Here is a 15,692-nt window from a genome sequence, read left to right on the forward strand (position 1 = left end):
CGACCTACAACCGCGGGTCCACCGGCTCCGACTCGAGCGCGAGGACGGCGAACACCGCCTGATGGATCCGCCACAGCGACTCGGCCTTGATCAGCCGGTCGATCGCCTCCATTCCGAGCGCGTGCTCGCGCAACGCCATCGATTGCTTGTGGCCCAGGCTCCGATTCCGCAGTCGGGCCAGGTTCTCCGGCTCGGTGTAGTGCGGGCCGTAGATCAGCCGCAGATACTCGCGTCCCCGCACCTTGATGCCCGGCTGCACACGTCCGCCACCGCTCTGGTTGTGGAACGGCTTGACCACCATTCCCTCCCCGCCCGCCGCGGTCAGCTCCTCCCACCAGGCAACGCCCGACTCCTCCGACTCGTGCACTGTCGTGTCCACGACCACTCGCCGCGTCGTCGTGAACAGCGTGGGCGCGACGTCGGCGAGTCGATCGGCGACCTCGAGGTGCCAACCGTGGTCACGGTCGCCGTAGCTCGCCCCTTCGGTCGCGAGCAACTGGAACGGCGCGAGCCGCACGCCGTCGAGCCCGTCCGTCGGCCACACGTATCTCCGGTACGCCTCGACGTAGCGCTCGACGTCGTCGGCTCGGGACCTGGTCACGGCCAGCAGAGCACCGACATCGAGTCCCCGCCCGGACGCGGCATCGAGCACCGCCACGCGCGCGGACAGGTCCGCGGACGCGGCCGCACCAACGGCCGCGTACTGCGACCGCAGCAGCTCCTCCGACTTCGCCGACCACGGCAGCAGTTCGGTGTCGAGCAGCAGCCAGTCGGTGCCGAGTTCGTCCCACAGCCCGGCGGCCCCGACGGCATCCGCGACCTTGGCGACCAGCAACTCGGTCTGCGTCTCTCCGAACATGCGCCGACCGGTGCGGGTGTGCACCATCCCCGACAGCCCGTCGCCGACACCGAAACGCTCCGCGGCGACGGAGGCATCACGGCACACCAGCGCCACAGCGCGCGAACCCATGTGCTTCTCTTCACAGATCACCTTGTCCACCTTCGCCTTTCGATAGGCAGCGAAGGCCTCAGCAGGGTGCTCGAGCAGTCCCGGGAGTGTGGACGCCGCGCACGGCGACATCGTCGGCGGAAGGTAGGTGAGCCACCGCGGGTCCACCGCGTAGCGGCTCATCACCTCGAGTGCGCCCGCCGCATTCTCCGGGCGAACCGAGATCCGCCCGCGAGTCGACGTCTCCACTCCCCCGGCCCGAAGGATGTCGTCGATGTCGAGGGCCTGCGGATCCGAGGTGGGCTGGTGGATCGGCTTCACCGGTCGGTACCACTGCCGCTCGGCGGGCACCGACACCACTTCGCGTTCCGGGTATCTCATTGCGGTGAGCGCGCCGCCGAAGACGCATCCGGTGTCGAGGCAGGCGGTGCGGTTGACCCAACGCACGTCCGGCACGGGTGTGTGCCCATAGAGCACAATTGCCTCACCCCGATAGTCCTCGGCCCAGGGATAGCGCACCGGAAGCCCGAACTCGTCCGTCTCCCCGGTGGTCTCGCCGTACAGTGCGAAGCTGCGCACCCGGCCCGACGCGCGGTTGTGGTATTCCTCCTTGAGCCCGGCGTGCGCGACGACCAGGCGTCCCCCGTCGAGAACGAGGTGCGCGACCAGCCCGTCGCAGAAGTCCGCGACCTGTCTGCGGAACTCCTCGGGCTCGCCGGCCAGCTGCTCGAGAGTGCGCTCGAGACCGTGCGTGGCGCTGACCTTCCTACCGCGCAACGCCTTGACCAGTTTGTTCTCGTGGTTTCCGGGCACGCCGAGCGCATGACCGGCGCCGACCATCCCCATCACCAACCGGAGCACACCGGGAGAGTCGGGTCCCCGGTCGACGTAGTCGCCCACGAAGACCGCGGTCCGGCCGGCCGGCGGAACCGCGTCCACCGCCCGACCCAGGTCATCGCGGAGCACCGTGTACCCCAGCGCACCCAGCAGTGTTTCGAGCTCACCGAGGCAACCGTGGATGTCACCGATCACGTCGAACGGTCCGGTCAGGTCGCGGCGGTCGCTGCGCAGCGGCTGTCGGACGATCCGGGCCGACTCGACGGCGTCGACGCCGTCGAGCACGTGCGCGACCCGGAATCCCTCACGGGAGAGCCCGCGCAACGAACGGCTCAGTTGCTGGTGCTGACGGCGCAGCACGGCGCGATCGAAGGCTCGGTCCCCGCGCGCCGCGTTGCGTTCGGCACAGACGGGCTCCGGGACGTTCATGACGATCGCCACGGGAAGAGTGTCGTGGCTGCGGGCGAGGTCGACCAGCTTCTTCCGCGCCGCCGGTTGAACACTCGTGGCGTCGACGACGGTCAGTTTGCCCGCACGCAGACGCTTGGCCGCGATGAACTCGAGCACCTCGAACGCGTCGGCCGTCGCGGCCTGCGCGTTCGGGTCGTCGCTGACGAGCCCCCGGCAGTGATCACTGGAGATCACCTCGTAGGGGCCGAAATGCCGGGCAGCGAACGAAGACTTGCCGGATCCACTGATCCCGACGAGCACGACCAAGGACGGTTCGGGAATCTCGAGGACACTCATCTACGAGCCCTCCTTTCGGGTGAATACGGCCATCTGGGTGGGCGCGCCGTGGGTCTCGTCGTGCTCGCCGATCCCGGTGAAACTCACGTCGTAGCCATGCGTGGCGGCTCCGTCGGCCGCCCAGCTCTCGAATTGTGTTCGGGTGTATTCGAACCGGTGATCCGGATGCCGGAACGCGCCCGCCTCGAGGTTCGGGTAGAGCACGTTGTACTCCGCGTTGGGTGTCGTCACCAGTACCACCCGCGGCCGCATGTCACCGAAGACCGATTGCACGAGGGAGGGCAAGCGCGACTCGTCGACGTGCTCGACGACCTCCATCAGCACCACCGCGTCGAAGCCACGAAGCCGCGCGTCGCGGTAGGTGGCCGAGGACTGCAGCACCGCGACACGGTCCCGCTGACCGTCCGGCAGTTCGTCGACGCCGAGCCTGCTCTCGGCCTTGCGGAGTGCGCGGTCGCTGACATCGACGCCGACGATCCTGGTGAACGACGGTCGGGCGAGCAGGGCCCGCAGCAGTCGACCCTCCCCGCAGCCCAGATCCACCACTCGTGCTGCACCCAGGTTCTCGAGGGTCGTCAGCACCGCGTCCTGGCGTAGTTGCGCGAGGCTCGTGTCGGGTGCGGGCGCGTCGGCGTCCTGCCCTGCCACATCGTCGGTCAGTCGATCGACGACCGACGACACCAGTTCTCGGCGGTGTGCGAGGTACCGCGACGCGATCAGTCCGGTCTCGGGGTGCCCGGCGAGCCATTCGCCGGCCACCCGCACCAGCTTGTCCGCCTCGTCCTCGCCCACCCAGTAGTGCTTGACGTCGTCGAGCACCGGCAGCAGCACGTACAGGTGACGCAGAGCCGCCGACAGTGTCGTGGTTCCCGCCAGCTCGAGGCGCACGTAGTCCGCGTCGCCCCACCGCGGAATCGTCTCGTCGAGGGGCAGCGGGATCGAAGTCACGTCCCAGCCGAGCGGGCCGAACAGTCGGCCGGGCAGATCTGCCCCGCCACGAGCGGGCATCGCCGGAATCGTGATCTGCAGCGGCATCGCGGCGTCGACAAGCTCCGGATGTGTCTTGCAGACGCCTGCCAACGCCGACTTGAATACCCGTGACAGGGCAACCGCCAGCATCGACGACCCGGCATACGGCCGGTCGTTCACATACTGGCCCAGCGCGAATCCGTCGCTGCCGCGGCGGAACTTGCTGCGCGCGAGTTCGATGGGATCGACGTCGAGCAGCAGCGCCGCGGTGCACCGCGCCCGGGTCGACTCCGGGTACAGCACCGTCGCGGTGCCCACGGACAACTCGAACGTCTGCACCCGATCGGGATGCTTGTGCAGCAGGTAGCCGAGGTCCGAGGCGTCCGGGACGCCGTCTGTGGCGGTAGCAGTCAGTGTCAGCAGCACCGAGGGCACGTTACGGGGCGGCGGCCCGTTCAGCCAGGACATTTCGGGCACAGCGCACCCGTGTGTCCCGGGTGGATCCCGACGCCGCCGGCCCGCGCACGGCCGACCCGCGGCCTTCTATGCCTCCTGCGCGGCCTTCTCCGCGGCCTGGGCCTGCGCCACCTGCTTGGGGGTGAACCGGATGAACAGCGCGGTCAGCGCCGCCAGGAGCGCGAAGATGGCGCAGCCCAGCAGTGCGAACGTGTAGCCCTCGCTCAGTGCGAACAGCTGATCCGACGTCATGTCCGCGGCCACACCCGAGGTGCCGCCGAGCGAGAGGGTCTTGGACGTGGCCATCGCGCCGACGATCGCCAGACCGACCGGGCCGAACAGCGTCTGCGCGACCTGCGCGATCGCGGCCAGCGGGCCGATCTCGTGCGGGCCGACGCCGGCGATCGCACACAGCGGCAGCGGCACCACCGCGAGACCGACGCCGAAGCCGACTCCGACGACGAGCAAGAACATGTTGCCGACATAGGTCGCGGACGCGTCGAGCGTCGATCCGTAAAGCAGGCCGACGAACGTGATGAGGGTGCCGGTCACCACCAGCCAGCGCGCCTGCACCTTCACCGCGAGCTTCGACGCAACGAACGCGGCGGCACCGAGGCCGAACGCGAACGGCACGAACGCGAGGCCCGCGCGCAGCGGCGTGTAGCCGAGGATATCCTGGACGAACAGCGCGACGAACGGCGCCAGCGAGAACATCACCATGCCGACGAGGGCGATGGAGACGAAGGTCGCGACCCGACTGCGGTTGCGGAACAGCGAGAACGGCAGCAGCGGGTTCTCCGCACGGCGCTCGACCGCGAGGAAGGCGCCCAGCAGGACCACGCCGCCGATCAGCCCGGTGAGTACGAGGGGGCTGCCCCAGCCCATCTCGGGGCCCTCGGTGAACCCGAAGACGACGGCGGCACAGCCGAGGGTTGCCAGGATCGCGCCCGGCACGTCGAGCTTCAGGCGCTCGGCGTTGGTCTCCTCCAGCGCGCGGAACGCGAACACCAGGATCACCAGGCCGATCGGCACGTTGATGAGGAAGATCCACCGCCACGACACTTCGGTGAGCGCACCGCCGATGATCAGCCCCAGCACCGAGCCGATGCCGGTCATCGCCGCGAAGATCGCGATCGCCTGATTCCGGACCGGGCCGGGCGCAAACGTTGTGGCCACCAGCGCCAGCGCGGTCGGTGACGCGATCGCCGCGCCGACGCCCTGGAGTGCGCGCGCCACAACCAGCGTGGCCTCGTTGACGGCGAGTCCGCACAGCAGCGACGTGACCGTGAACAATGCGACGCCGCCGATGAACACCCGTTTGCGGCCGAACGAGTCGCCGAGCCTGCCGCCCAGCAGCATCAGCCCGCCGTAGGTCAGCGCGTACGACGTGATGACCCAGTTGCGACCGGAATCGCTGAGTCCCAGGTCTTCCTGGATCTTGGCGAGCGCGAGCGAGGCGACCGTGCCGTCGAGCACCATCATCAGCTGCATTCCGCTGAGGACGACGATCGCGAGGCCGAACGCCCGCGTGGTCACGGGGTACTTCACGACGATGGAGTCAGACACGAGAGTTCACGTTACCGAGCGTCGGCGGAAAACCCGGCCACAGTGCCGATGACCACGATCGCAGGCGGGCGGATGTTCTCCTCCCGGACACGCGCCGCGACGGTCGCGAGGTCGGCGCGCAGCACCCGCTGGGTGCGCAGCGTGCCCTCCTGGATGACGGTGACCGGGGTGTCGGCGGGCCGGCCGCCGGCGACCAGGACGGTCGCGAACTGTTCGATCCGCTCGACCGCCATGAGCAGCACGATCGTGCCGCGCAGCTTCGCGAGCGCGGACCAGTCGACGAGCGAATCCGGATGGTCGGGCGCGACGTGTCCACTGACGACGACGAACTCGTGTGTGACGCCGCGGTGTGTGACGGGGATCCCGGCCGCCGACGGCACCGAGATGGCGCTCGTGATGCCGGGGACGACGGTTACCGGGACACCCGCGGCCGCGCACGCCTCGAGTTCCTCGTAGCCGCGGCCGAACACGTACGGGTCGCCGCCCTTGAGCCGGACCACGAACTTGCCGGCCTTCGCGCCCTCGATCAGGGCGGCGTTGATCGCCTCCTGCGCCATGGCGCGGCCGTACGGGATCTTCGCGGCGTCGATCACCTCGACGTGCGGACCGAGTTCGGCCAGCAACTCCGGCGGGGCGAGGCGGTCGGCGACGACGACGTCGGCACCGGCGAGCAGCCGTCGGCCACGCACGGTGATGAGGTCCGGGTCGCCCGGTCCCCCACCGACCAGCGCGACGCCGGGTGCGGGCGCCTCGTCGGTGTCGGAGACGGCGCCGGACTGCAGTGCCTCGAGCAGCGCCGTCCGCACGGCCGCGGAACGCCGGTGCGCGCCGCCGGCGAGGACGCCGATGCTCAGGCCGTCGAACATTCCCGTCGCCGGGGTCACGGCCGTGCCCTCGCGGGCACTGTCGGCGCGCACGCAGAACACGCGGCGGCGCTCGGCCTCCGCGACGATCGCGGCGTTGGTCTCGGGCTCGTCGGTGCACGCGATGGCGTACCAGGCGCCGTCGAGGTCGCCGTCGACGTAGTCGCGCAGTTCGAGCGTGATCTGCCCAGCGGTGGCCATGCCCTCCACCGCGGGGGTGACCGCGCGGCTGATGAGGTGCACTCGGGCCCCGGACGCGATCAGCAGACCGAGGCGGCGCTGCGCGACGGTGCCGCCCCCGACCACCACGACACGACGGTCCGTCAGGTTGAGTCCGACCAGGTAGCTGGTCTCGTCACCGGCGGCAGCAGACACTGCGTACTCCCTGTTCTCGAATTGCGGATTGTTGTTCATACGACAGATCACGAAACACTACGGGCAGCTGCGACAGTGACGCCATTCGTGACCCGCTTCGACACGACCAGGCGACCGCCGTCCGCGGCGAGGACGGCGGCAGCCTCGGCGACGCTCGGCGTCCCCACCGCCCCGGCCACAGCGTCCGCCGGATTCGGCACCGGAACCGCGGCGAGCCGATCGGCGGTGTACCCGACGAGCGTCGCGCCGAGGACCTCTGCGGCGTCCACGAAAGGGTCGGCTGTCACCTTCCGGTCGAGCGTGGCCAGCCTGCGCACCGGTTCGTCACCGCACACGTCCAGGACGGCGGCGACGATGTCCGCCGCCCCCACCCGGCTGCCCGCGCCGACCCCGACGCACCACCCGGCCCGGTCAGCCACGGGCGGCCTCGACGAATCGGCGCACGGACTCCGGGTTCCCGGCGGGATGGGTGTGCAGGTACGACGCGTGCACCGTGCCGGCGGAGCCTCCGGGTCCGGCGGGCCCGCCGACGAACCCTTCGCGGGTGGCGCCGGCGTCCCACGCGCGCCACCCCCACGCCGGGCCCGTTCCGTCGGCGGTGTCGGTCGTGAGCGACGTGCGGTGGAACTCGTGGCCCGTCACCCGCGTGCCGGCGGCGAACAGTGTCGACTCGGTGAGCGCGACGGCATCGCGGTATCCGAGGGTGAGCCGGGAGCCGAACCGCGCGTCGACGTCGACCACTCCGGCCATCGGATGCCCGTCGAGGCTACGGGCCAGGTACAGCAGCCCCGCGCACTCGGCGTGGATCGGTGCGCCGTCCGCGGCCAGCTGCCGAACCTGCTGCAGCAGTGCAGCATTCGACGACAGCGCCACGGCATGTTCCTCGGGGAATCCGCCGGGCAGCACCAGACCGGTTGCACCGGAGGGCAGTTCGTCGAGCAGCGGATCGAAGGTGACGACGTCGGCGCCCGCCGCCGTGAGCAGTTCGCGGTGCTCGGCGTAGCCGAAGGTGAACGCGACACCGCCGGCCAGCGCGATCACCGGCCGCGTGCCGGGGGCCACCGGACCGACCTCGCTCGCCGGGTCCCAGGTGGGCGTGTCGACCGACGAGCGCGCGAGCGATCGGATGGCGATCAGGTCCAGGTGCGCCGCCGCCAGTTCCGTCATCGCGGCGACGGCGTCCAGCGCCGCCCTGCCGTGTTCCACGGCCGGGACCAGCCCGAGATGGCGCGACGGCACCTCGAGTTCCGCCAGCCGGGGCACCGACCCGAGGACCGGCAGGCCCACTCGTTCGCTCGCCTGCCGCAGCACCTGCTCGTGCCGGGCGCTGCCGACCCGGTTGAGGATCACCCCGCCGATCCGGACCGCCGGGTCGTACGTCGAGAAGCCGTGCAGGACGGCGGCGAGGCTCTGGCTGTGTCCGCGGGCGTCGATCACCAGCACGACGGGCGCGCCCAGCGCGGCGGCCACCTGCGCGGTGGACCCCTCCGCCGACGGTTCCGACGATCCGGGGTCGATCTTGCCGTCGAACAGGCCCATCACGCCCTCGACGACGGCGATGTCGCAGTCGGCGCTGCCGTGCCGGAACAGCGGCCCGATCCGGTCGGCGCCGACCAGGACCGGGTCGAGGTTGCGGCCGGGCCGTCCCGCGGCGAGCGCGTGGTAGCCGGGATCGATGTAGTCGGGGCCCACCTTGAACGGAGCCACCCGGTCCACGGCGGCCCGCAGCGCCCCGACCAGTCCGGTCGCGACGGTCGTCTTGCCGCTGCCGGACGCCGGTGCCGCGATGACGACGGCGGGGGTGCTGGGGGTGATCACCACTCGATGCCGCGCTGGCCCTTGCGGCCGGCGTCCATGGGGTGCTTGATCTTGGTCATCTCGGTGACCAGGTCGGCCGCGTCGATCAGGGCCTGCGGGGCGTCCCGGCCGGTGATCACGACGTGCTGGTTGCCGGGCCGGTTGCGCAACACCTCGACCACCTCGTCGACGTCCACCCAGCCCCACTTGAGCGGGTAGGTGAACTCGTCGAGCACGTAGAAGCGGTGTGTCTCGGCCGCGAGCCGACGGGCGATCTCCTGCCAACCCTCGGCCGCGGCGGCCGCGTGGTCCTCCTCGGAACCCTGCTTGCGGGTCCACGACCAGCCCTCGCCCATCTTGTGCCACTGCACGGCGCCGCCGACACCGCTGCTCTCGTGCAGTTCGCCGAGCGCCCGGAAGGCAGCCTCCTCGCCCACCTTCCACTTCGCGCTCTTGACGAACTGGAACACACCGACGTCGAAGCCCTGGTTCCAGGCGCGCAGCGCCATGCCGAAGGCGGCGGTGGATTTCCCCTTGCCGGGTCCGGTGTGCACGGCGAGCACCGGCTGGTTGCGGCGCTGACGGGTGGTGAGCCCGTCCACGGGCACGTTCTCGGGTACGCCCTTGGGCATGTGCAGTCCCTTCCTCGGACTCGGATGTTCGGGCGGGTCAGGCGGCGGCGCGGACGACACCGGCGACCTGCTGCGCCGACAGCTCCGCGAGCCGCACGTAGCCGCCACGCAGGTCACGGGCCAGTTCGGCGGCCAGGCCGAGCCGGACCATTCCTGTCTCGCAGTCCACGACGATCGAGGCGGCGCCGGTGTCCGCAAGCATCGCGGCGGCGCGCTTGGCCCGCGACACGGCGTCCGGCCCGCCGGTGGCGCGGCCGTCGGTCAGGGACACCACCAGCGCGCGGCGGCGCGGATCGCGGACCCGTTCCCGCAACACGACGTCGCGGGCACTCAGGAAGCCTTCCGCCAGTGGGGTTCTGCCGCCGGTCTTCATCGACCGCAGACGCCGCACCGCGACGTCCACCGACGACGTGGGCGGCAAGACCAGCTCCGCGTCGCGGCCGCGGACGGTGATCACTGAGACCTTGTCGCGCCGCTGGTAGGCGTCGCGCAGCAACGACACCACCGCACCGGTGACCGCGGACAGGCGGTCCCGGGCGGCCATCGAGCCGGACGCGTCGACGACGAACAGCACCAGGTTGCCCTCGCGACCTTCCCGGATCGCTCCCCGAATGTCACTGGGCGCCAGCCGCATCGGACCGTCGCACCGCCCGCGGTCCGCCTGGTGTTCGGCGGCGGCGAACAGCGTCCCCACCAGGTGCAGGCCGTGACCGGACTCGGTCGTCGTCCGGACGGTGCGGCCCCGGGTCGAGCGGGAACGGGACCGCCGGCCGGGGGCGCCGTCGCCGACGCCGGGAATCTCGAGCATGCGGGTCCGGAACTGCGGGCCGGGGGTGCCGGCGTTGCGACCGGTCCCCGGTCCGGATCCCGGAGCGGGCGAATCCTGTTCGCGTGATTCCCCTTCGGATTCGCCGGACGGCGACTGCGGCGCCGGATCCGACGGGGACTCGCCGCCGCCGGGCCCGTCCGGATCGGGATCGGGGTCGGGGTCGGGCTCGTCGTGCGCCTTGACGTCGGCGTCGGCCTGCGTCATCGCGTCGTCGAGCTGCTGTTGGTCGAGGCCCGGCTCGTCGAAGGGGTCGCGCCGACGACGGTGCGGCAGAACGAGTTCCGCGGCCACGCGCACGTCCTCCTCGGCGACAGCGTCCGCGCCCCGCCAGGCGGCATGAGCGGTGGCGGTGCGTGCGAGGACCAGATCGGCTCGCATTCCGTCGACGTCGAACGACGCGCACAGCGACGCGATCCGACGCAGTTCTCCGTCGGACAGCTCGATGTCGTCGATGCGAGCGCGGGCCGCGGCGATCTGCCGGGCCAGCTCCGCGTCCTGCTCGGCGTAGCGGGCGGCGAAGGCGTCGGGGTCGCGCTCGTAGTCGAGGCGGCGGCGCACCACGTCCATGCGCACGTCGACGTCCCGGGACGCGGCCACGTCCACTGCGAGGCCGAACCGGTCCAGCAGCTGCGGGCGCAGCTCCCCCTCCTCGGGGTTCATGGTGCCGACGAGCACGAACTTGGCCGGGTGCGAGTGCGAGACGCCGTCGCGTTCGATGTGGACACGGCCCATCGCAGCGGCGTCGAGCAGCACGTCCACCAGGTGGTCGTGCAGGAGGTTGACCTCGTCGACGTACAGCACGCCCTGGTGCGCGTCGGCCAGCAGTCCTGGCTGGAAGGCGCGCTCGCCGTCGCGGAGCACCTTCTCGAGATCGAGCGATCCGACGACGCGGTCCTCGGTGGCACCGACCGGGAGCTCGACGAGGCGTGCCCGGCGGCGCTCCCCCACCTGCTCGATCTCGGGCAGCAGCGCCGTGAGCGCGCGCACAACGGTCGACTTCGCGGTGCCCTTCTCCCCGCGGACCAGCACCCCGCCGACGCCGGGGTGGACGGCGCACAGGATCAGCGCCAGGCGCAGCCGGTCCTGTCCGACGACGGCACTGAACGGGAAGCCGGCAGGCTCGTGAGCGGCCAGGTCATGACTGTGACGCAACGATCGAATCCCTTCACGTCTCGGTTTCCTCGCCGAGAGCTTGGCGGTGCGAAACGTTGCGGCATTCTGGCTTCGGGTGGTTCGGATCGAACACCGTCACAGTGGCGGGACCGCGCCTGATTCTCACAGGACTTCCCCGCAGACGTTTCTCAGCAGCACACTACCGTGCGGACCCCGGTGGCACGTCGCCGCACACCTGCGGGCGACACACAGCCGCACACCTGAGGTCGACACACAGCCGCGGCCCGGAGTTGCCTCCGGGCCGCGGTGGGTGAGCGATCGTCAGACGGACGCGGATTCGACGACCGGAGCCGCCTGAGCCGGGACGGAGTCGGACGCGCCGCCGAGCTGCAGCGAGCGGGTGCTCCAGTCCCAGACCTGCTGGAACAGGTCCACGTTGTCGGACAGCTTCTGGCCCAGCGACGGGACCATCTGCTGCAGCGTCGGCTTCCACGCCTCGAACTCGCGCGGGAAGCAGCGCTGCAGGACGTCGAGCATGGCCGGAACGGCGGTGGACGCGCCGGGCGAGGCACCGAGCAGGCCGGCGATGGTGCCGTCCTCGGCGTTGACGACGGCGGTGCCGAACTCGAGGACGCCGCCCTTGCCCTTCTTGCGGATCACCTGGACGCGCTGGCCGGCGGTGATGAGCTCCCAGTCCTTGCCGATGGCCTTCGGCACGAACTCGCCGAGGGTGCCGATCCGGTCGGCGGGCGACTGCATGAGCTCACCGATGAGGTACTTGGTGAGGCTCATCTCGGTGAGACCGACACCGAGCATCGACATCAGGTTGTTGGGCTTGACCGAGCCGGGCAGGTCGGTGATCTTGCCCTGCTTGAGGAACTTGGGCGACCAGCCGGCGTAGGGGCCGAACAGCAGACCCGGCTTGCCGTTGATGACGCGGGTGTCGAGGTGCGGCACCGACATCGGAGGGGCACCGACAGCCGCCTTGCCGTACACCTTGGCCCGGTGCTGGTCGATCAGCTCGGGGTTGGTGCAGCGCAGGAACTGGCCGCTGACCGGGAAGCCACCGAAGCCCTTGGCCTCCTTGATGCCCGACTTCTGCAGCAGGTGCAGAGCGCCGCCGCCGGCGCCGACGAACACGAACTTGGCGTTGACGGTCTTCTTGGCGCGGGTGCGCAGGTTCTCGACCTTGACGATCCAGCTGCCGTCGGACTGCTTGGTGAGGTTGCGGACCTCGTGACCGAAGTGGACGGTGCCACCCGAGGACGCGACGTGGTTGAGCAGCTGCTTGGTGAGCGCGCCGAAGTCGACGTCGGTACCGGACTCGGCCCAGTTCAGTGCGACCGGATCGGAGAAGTCGCGGCCCTTGGCCATCAGCGGCAGGCGCTCGGTGAAGAAGTCCTCGGACTCGGAGTACTCCATACCGGCGAACAAGGGATGGCTCGCCAGTGCCTCATAGCGCGCACGCAGGTACTTCACGTTGTCCGCGCCGTGCACGAAGCTCACGTGCGGGATCGGGTTGATGAACTCCTTGGGATCGGTGAGGATCCCGTTGTCCACGGCGTACGACCAGAACTGGCGGGAGACCTGGAACTGCTCGTTGACGTTGATCGCCTTGGTGATGTCGACGGTGCCGTCGGACTTCGCAGGCGTGTAGTTGAGCTCACACAGTGCGGAGTGGCCGGTACCCGCGTTGTTCCACGGGTCGCTGCTCTCGGCGGCAGCGGCGTCGAGTCGTTCGAAGGTGGTGATCGACCAGTCCGGCTGCACCTGACGCAGGATCGCGCCGAGCGTCGCGCTCATGATGCCCGCACCCACGAGCACTACATCGGTCTTCACCACTACGTTCTGCTCTGACACTGGAGAATCGACTTCCTTGTCTGTTCACACGCGACCTGTTCGCACGCATCGCCGGCGCAGAATCCTCGTTGTCACCGGAGTTCCGAAACCGACGACCGAATCCACTGAAGGCATCGCGTGCACAGACCGCAATTCGCGCGCCTGTGGCGCTTAGGTTACCTGTGCGTCACCTCCCCCAATTGTGCCCCTCGCAAACGACTCTGTTCGCCCAATAGAGTGTGATCGTGACTACTTGGGCTCCCGACGTCCTCGGCGACGGATACCAGCAGCTGACAATCCCTTTGGGGACCGATCCCGACGGAGAGGGAGACGTCGAGGCCACCCTGGTCCGCTACCAGCCCTCGTCCACACCCGCGAACCGGGCCGTGCTGTACGTCCACGGGTTCACCGACTACTTCTTCCAGCAGCATCTCGCCGAACATTTCGCCGAGCAGGGATTCTCGTTTTTCGCGCTCGACCTGCGTAAATGCGGACGGTCACGGCGGCCGGGACAGACGCCGCACTTCGTGACCGATCTGCGGATGTACGACGACGAGCTGAACCAGGCCCTCCGCCTGGTGCGCGAGCAGATCGGCGGCGGCCAGGTCCTGCTCGTCGCGCACTCGACGGGCGGGCTGATCCTGCCGCTGTGGCTCGATCGGCTCGAGCGCAAGCCGGGCGGTTCCGCCGGCGCCGGTGTGGCGGGTCTCATCCTCAACAGCCCGTGGTTCGACCTGCAGGGCCCGGCCCTGCTGCGCGCCGCAGGCACGACCGCGGCCATCGACGCACTCGGCCGGGTGTCGAGCAAGACCCCGATCCCCGGGCAGAAGCTCGACACGTACGGCTCGAGCCTGCACGTCAGCTCCAACGGGCCGTGGGAGTACAACCTCGACTGGAAGCCGCTGACCGGGTTCCCGGTGAGGTTCGGCTGGCTGCGCGCGATCCGGCGCGGACACGCCCACCTGCACCGCGGCCTCGACATCGGGGTGCCGTCGCTGATCCTGCGCTCGAAGAACACCGTCTTCGCGTCCCGCTACAACCCCACCGTCGACGCCGCCGACGCCGTGCTCGACGTCGACCAGATCGCCAAGTGGGCGGGCTGCCTCGGCAACCGCACCACGATCGTGCCGATCGACGGCGCCCGCCACGACGTGTTCCTGTCCACCGAGAAGCCGCTCGCGGCCGCGTTCACCGAGGTGGATCTGTGGCTGGACTGGCTCGACGCCCATCACCTGTCCGATCGAGAGTCCGGAGCCCCCGCGTGAATCACCCCGATACGACCCACTTCGACCTCGCGATCATCGGGACCGGATCGGGCAACTCGATCCTCGACCAGCGCTACGACGGGATGAAGGTCGCGATCCTCGAGGAAGGTACGTTCGGCGGCACGTGCCTCAACGTGGGCTGCATCCCCACCAAGATGTACGTCTACGCGGCCGAGGTGGCCCGCACGATCACCGAGTCGTCCAAGCTGGGGATCGACGCCACCCTCGATGACGTGCGCTGGCACGACATCGTCAAGCGCGTGTTCGGCCGGATCGATCCGATCGCGGCCGGCGGCGAGCGGTACCGCACCGAGGACTGCGCGAACGTGACGGTCTTCCGCGGGCACGCCAGGTTTGTCGGCCCCCGCACCATCGACACCGGCACGGGCGAGGTCATCACCGCCGACCAGGTGGTGATCGCGGCCGGTTCGCGGCCGATGATCCCGCAGGAGATCCTCGAAGGCGGCGTCCGCTTCCACACCAACGACGACATCATGCGGCTACCCGAACTGCCGGAGCGCCTGGTGATCCTCGGATCCGGCTTCATCGCTGCGGAGTTCGCGCACGTGTTCTCGGCGCTCGGCGTCCAGGTGTCGATCATCGGCCGCAGCGAGCGACTGCTGCGTCACCTGGACCGGGACGTCTCCGAGTGGTTCACCGAACTGGCGCACCGCAAGTGGGACGTCCACCTGAGCAACCCGATGGTCGCCGCGCGCCCTGCCGGCAACGGCATCGAGATCGAACTGTCCGACGGCACCGTCGTCGCCGGCGACGAGTTGCTGGTCGCGGTCGGCCGCACCCCCAACGGGGACCGGCTCGACGCGTCGCACGGCGGAGTTGCCGTCGAAGAGACCGGGCGGGTCATCGTCGACGAGTTCCAGCGCACCACCGCGGAGGGCGTGTTCGCGCTCGGCGACGTGTCGTCGCCGTACCAGCTCAAGCACGTCGCGAACCACGAGATGCGCGTCGTCCAGCACAACCTGCTCCACGATGCCTGGAACAGCTCCACCGCCGGGCTGCGGCGCACCGACCACCGGTTCGTCCCGGCGGCGGTGTTCACCGATCCGCAGATCGCGGACGTCGGCATGACCGAGGAGCAGGCCCGCGAGGCCGGCCTCGACATCACCGTCAAGGTGCAGAACTACGGCGATGTCGCATACGGCTGGGCGATGGAGGACGACGAGGGATTCTGCAAGGTCATCGCCGAGCGCGGCACCGGACGGCTGCTCGGTGCCCACGTGATCGGCGCGCAGGCCCCGACCGTGATCCAGCCGCTGATCCAGGCCATGACCTTCGGCCTGTCGGCACAGGACATGGCCACCGGGCAGTACTGGATCCACCCGGCGATGCCGGAGGTGGTCGAGAACGCGCTACTCGGCCTGGAGATCTGAGGAAGGTCGCCCGCACGCCTTCCGTTGGGGTCGGTTCCGGCGAACCACCTCGACGAGTGATGGC

At 69.9% G+C, this 15,692-nt stretch carries 11 protein-coding genes and 1 riboswitch; of the genes, 2 read left to right on the forward strand and 9 right to left on the reverse strand.

What is annotated here, in order from left to right; all coding sequences use genetic code 11:
• Window positions 1-4: 4 nt before the first annotated feature.
• The 9 genes from J2X34_RS19165 to mqo all read right to left on the reverse strand — a co-directional run bounded on the left by J2X34_RS19165 (window position 5) and on the right by mqo (window position 12,993).
• On the reverse strand, window positions 5-2,533 hold the full coding sequence (locus tag J2X34_RS19165) for a polynucleotide kinase-phosphatase (protein WP_429519167.1): 2,529 nt from the start codon (window positions 2,531-2,533) through the stop codon (window positions 5-7).
• Window positions 2,534-3,928, reverse strand: coding sequence for a 3' terminal RNA ribose 2'-O-methyltransferase Hen1 (locus J2X34_RS19170; protein WP_429519168.1), 1,395 nt, complete (start codon window positions 3,926-3,928; stop codon window positions 2,534-2,536).
• A 117-nt stretch (window positions 3,929-4,045) separates the two neighbouring features.
• On the reverse strand, window positions 4,046-5,524 hold the full coding sequence (locus J2X34_RS19175; protein WP_429519169.1) for a DHA2 family efflux MFS transporter permease subunit: 1,479 nt from the start codon (window positions 5,522-5,524) through the stop codon (window positions 4,046-4,048).
• Window positions 5,525-5,535: 11 nt separating this feature from the next.
• On the reverse strand, window positions 5,536-6,762 hold the full coding sequence (cobA, locus tag J2X34_RS19180) for a uroporphyrinogen-III C-methyltransferase (protein ID WP_429519171.1): 1,227 nt from the start codon (window positions 6,760-6,762) through the stop codon (window positions 5,536-5,538).
• Between the two features lie 47 nt (window positions 6,763-6,809).
• Window positions 6,810-7,181: a cobalamin biosynthesis protein gene (locus tag J2X34_RS19185; RefSeq protein WP_114719661.1), complete on the reverse strand. Its 372-nt coding sequence runs from the start codon at window positions 7,179-7,181 to the stop codon at window positions 6,810-6,812.
• A complete protein-coding gene (locus J2X34_RS19190) occupies window positions 7,174-8,580 on the reverse strand; it encodes a cobyrinate a,c-diamide synthase (RefSeq protein WP_429519173.1) in 1,407 nt (468 codons plus the stop codon). Before J2X34_RS19190 ends, J2X34_RS19185 begins: the two co-directional genes overlap by 8 nt.
• On the reverse strand, window positions 8,577-9,191 hold the full coding sequence (gene cobO / locus J2X34_RS19195; protein WP_114719657.1) for a cob(I)yrinic acid a,c-diamide adenosyltransferase: 615 nt from the start codon (window positions 9,189-9,191) through the stop codon (window positions 8,577-8,579). Before cobO ends, J2X34_RS19190 begins: the two co-directional genes overlap by 4 nt.
• 37 nt (window positions 9,192-9,228) lie before the next feature.
• A complete protein-coding gene (locus tag J2X34_RS19200; protein WP_258557698.1) occupies window positions 9,229-11,172 on the reverse strand; it encodes a magnesium chelatase subunit D family protein in 1,944 nt (647 codons plus the stop codon).
• Window positions 11,173-11,223: 51 nt separating this feature from the next.
• Window positions 11,224-11,320: riboswitch (adenosylcobalamin-variant (AdoCbl-variant) riboswitch) on the reverse strand.
• 134 nt (window positions 11,321-11,454) lie between these two features.
• Window positions 11,455-12,993 carry a malate dehydrogenase (quinone) gene (mqo, locus tag J2X34_RS19205; protein WP_429519176.1) on the reverse strand — a complete coding sequence of 513 codons (1,539 nt, stop codon included), beginning with the start codon at window positions 12,991-12,993 and terminating at the stop codon, window positions 11,455-11,457.
• 224 nt (window positions 12,994-13,217) lie between these two features.
• On the opposite strand from mqo, the gene J2X34_RS19210 reads away from it, so the two are divergent.
• The gene (locus J2X34_RS19210) at window positions 13,218-14,237 is read left to right on the forward strand and encodes an alpha/beta hydrolase (RefSeq protein ID WP_181818697.1); all 1,020 of its coding nucleotides are present in this window, start codon (window positions 13,218-13,220) and stop codon (window positions 14,235-14,237) included.
• A complete protein-coding gene (gene mtr, locus J2X34_RS19215; RefSeq protein WP_114719651.1) occupies window positions 14,234-15,628 on the forward strand; it encodes a mycothione reductase in 1,395 nt (464 codons plus the stop codon). The genes J2X34_RS19210 and mtr overlap by 4 nt, the downstream gene beginning before the upstream one ends.
• The last annotated feature ends 64 nt before the right edge of the window (window positions 15,629-15,692 follow it).

The sequence above is a fragment of the Rhodococcus sp. BE178 genome (genome assembly GCF_050433545.1).
Classification (GTDB): domain Bacteria; phylum Actinomycetota; class Actinomycetes; order Mycobacteriales; family Mycobacteriaceae; genus Prescottella.

Coding starts and splice junctions, on each gene's coding strand:
- cobO (WP_114719657.1), bottom strand. CDS start 9,191: ATGCCCAAGGGCGTACCCGAGAACGTGCCCGTGGACGGGCTCACCACC.
- J2X34_RS19165 (WP_429519167.1), bottom strand. CDS start 2,533: ATGAGTGTCCTCGAGATTCCCGAACCGTCCTTGGTCGTGCTCGTCGGG.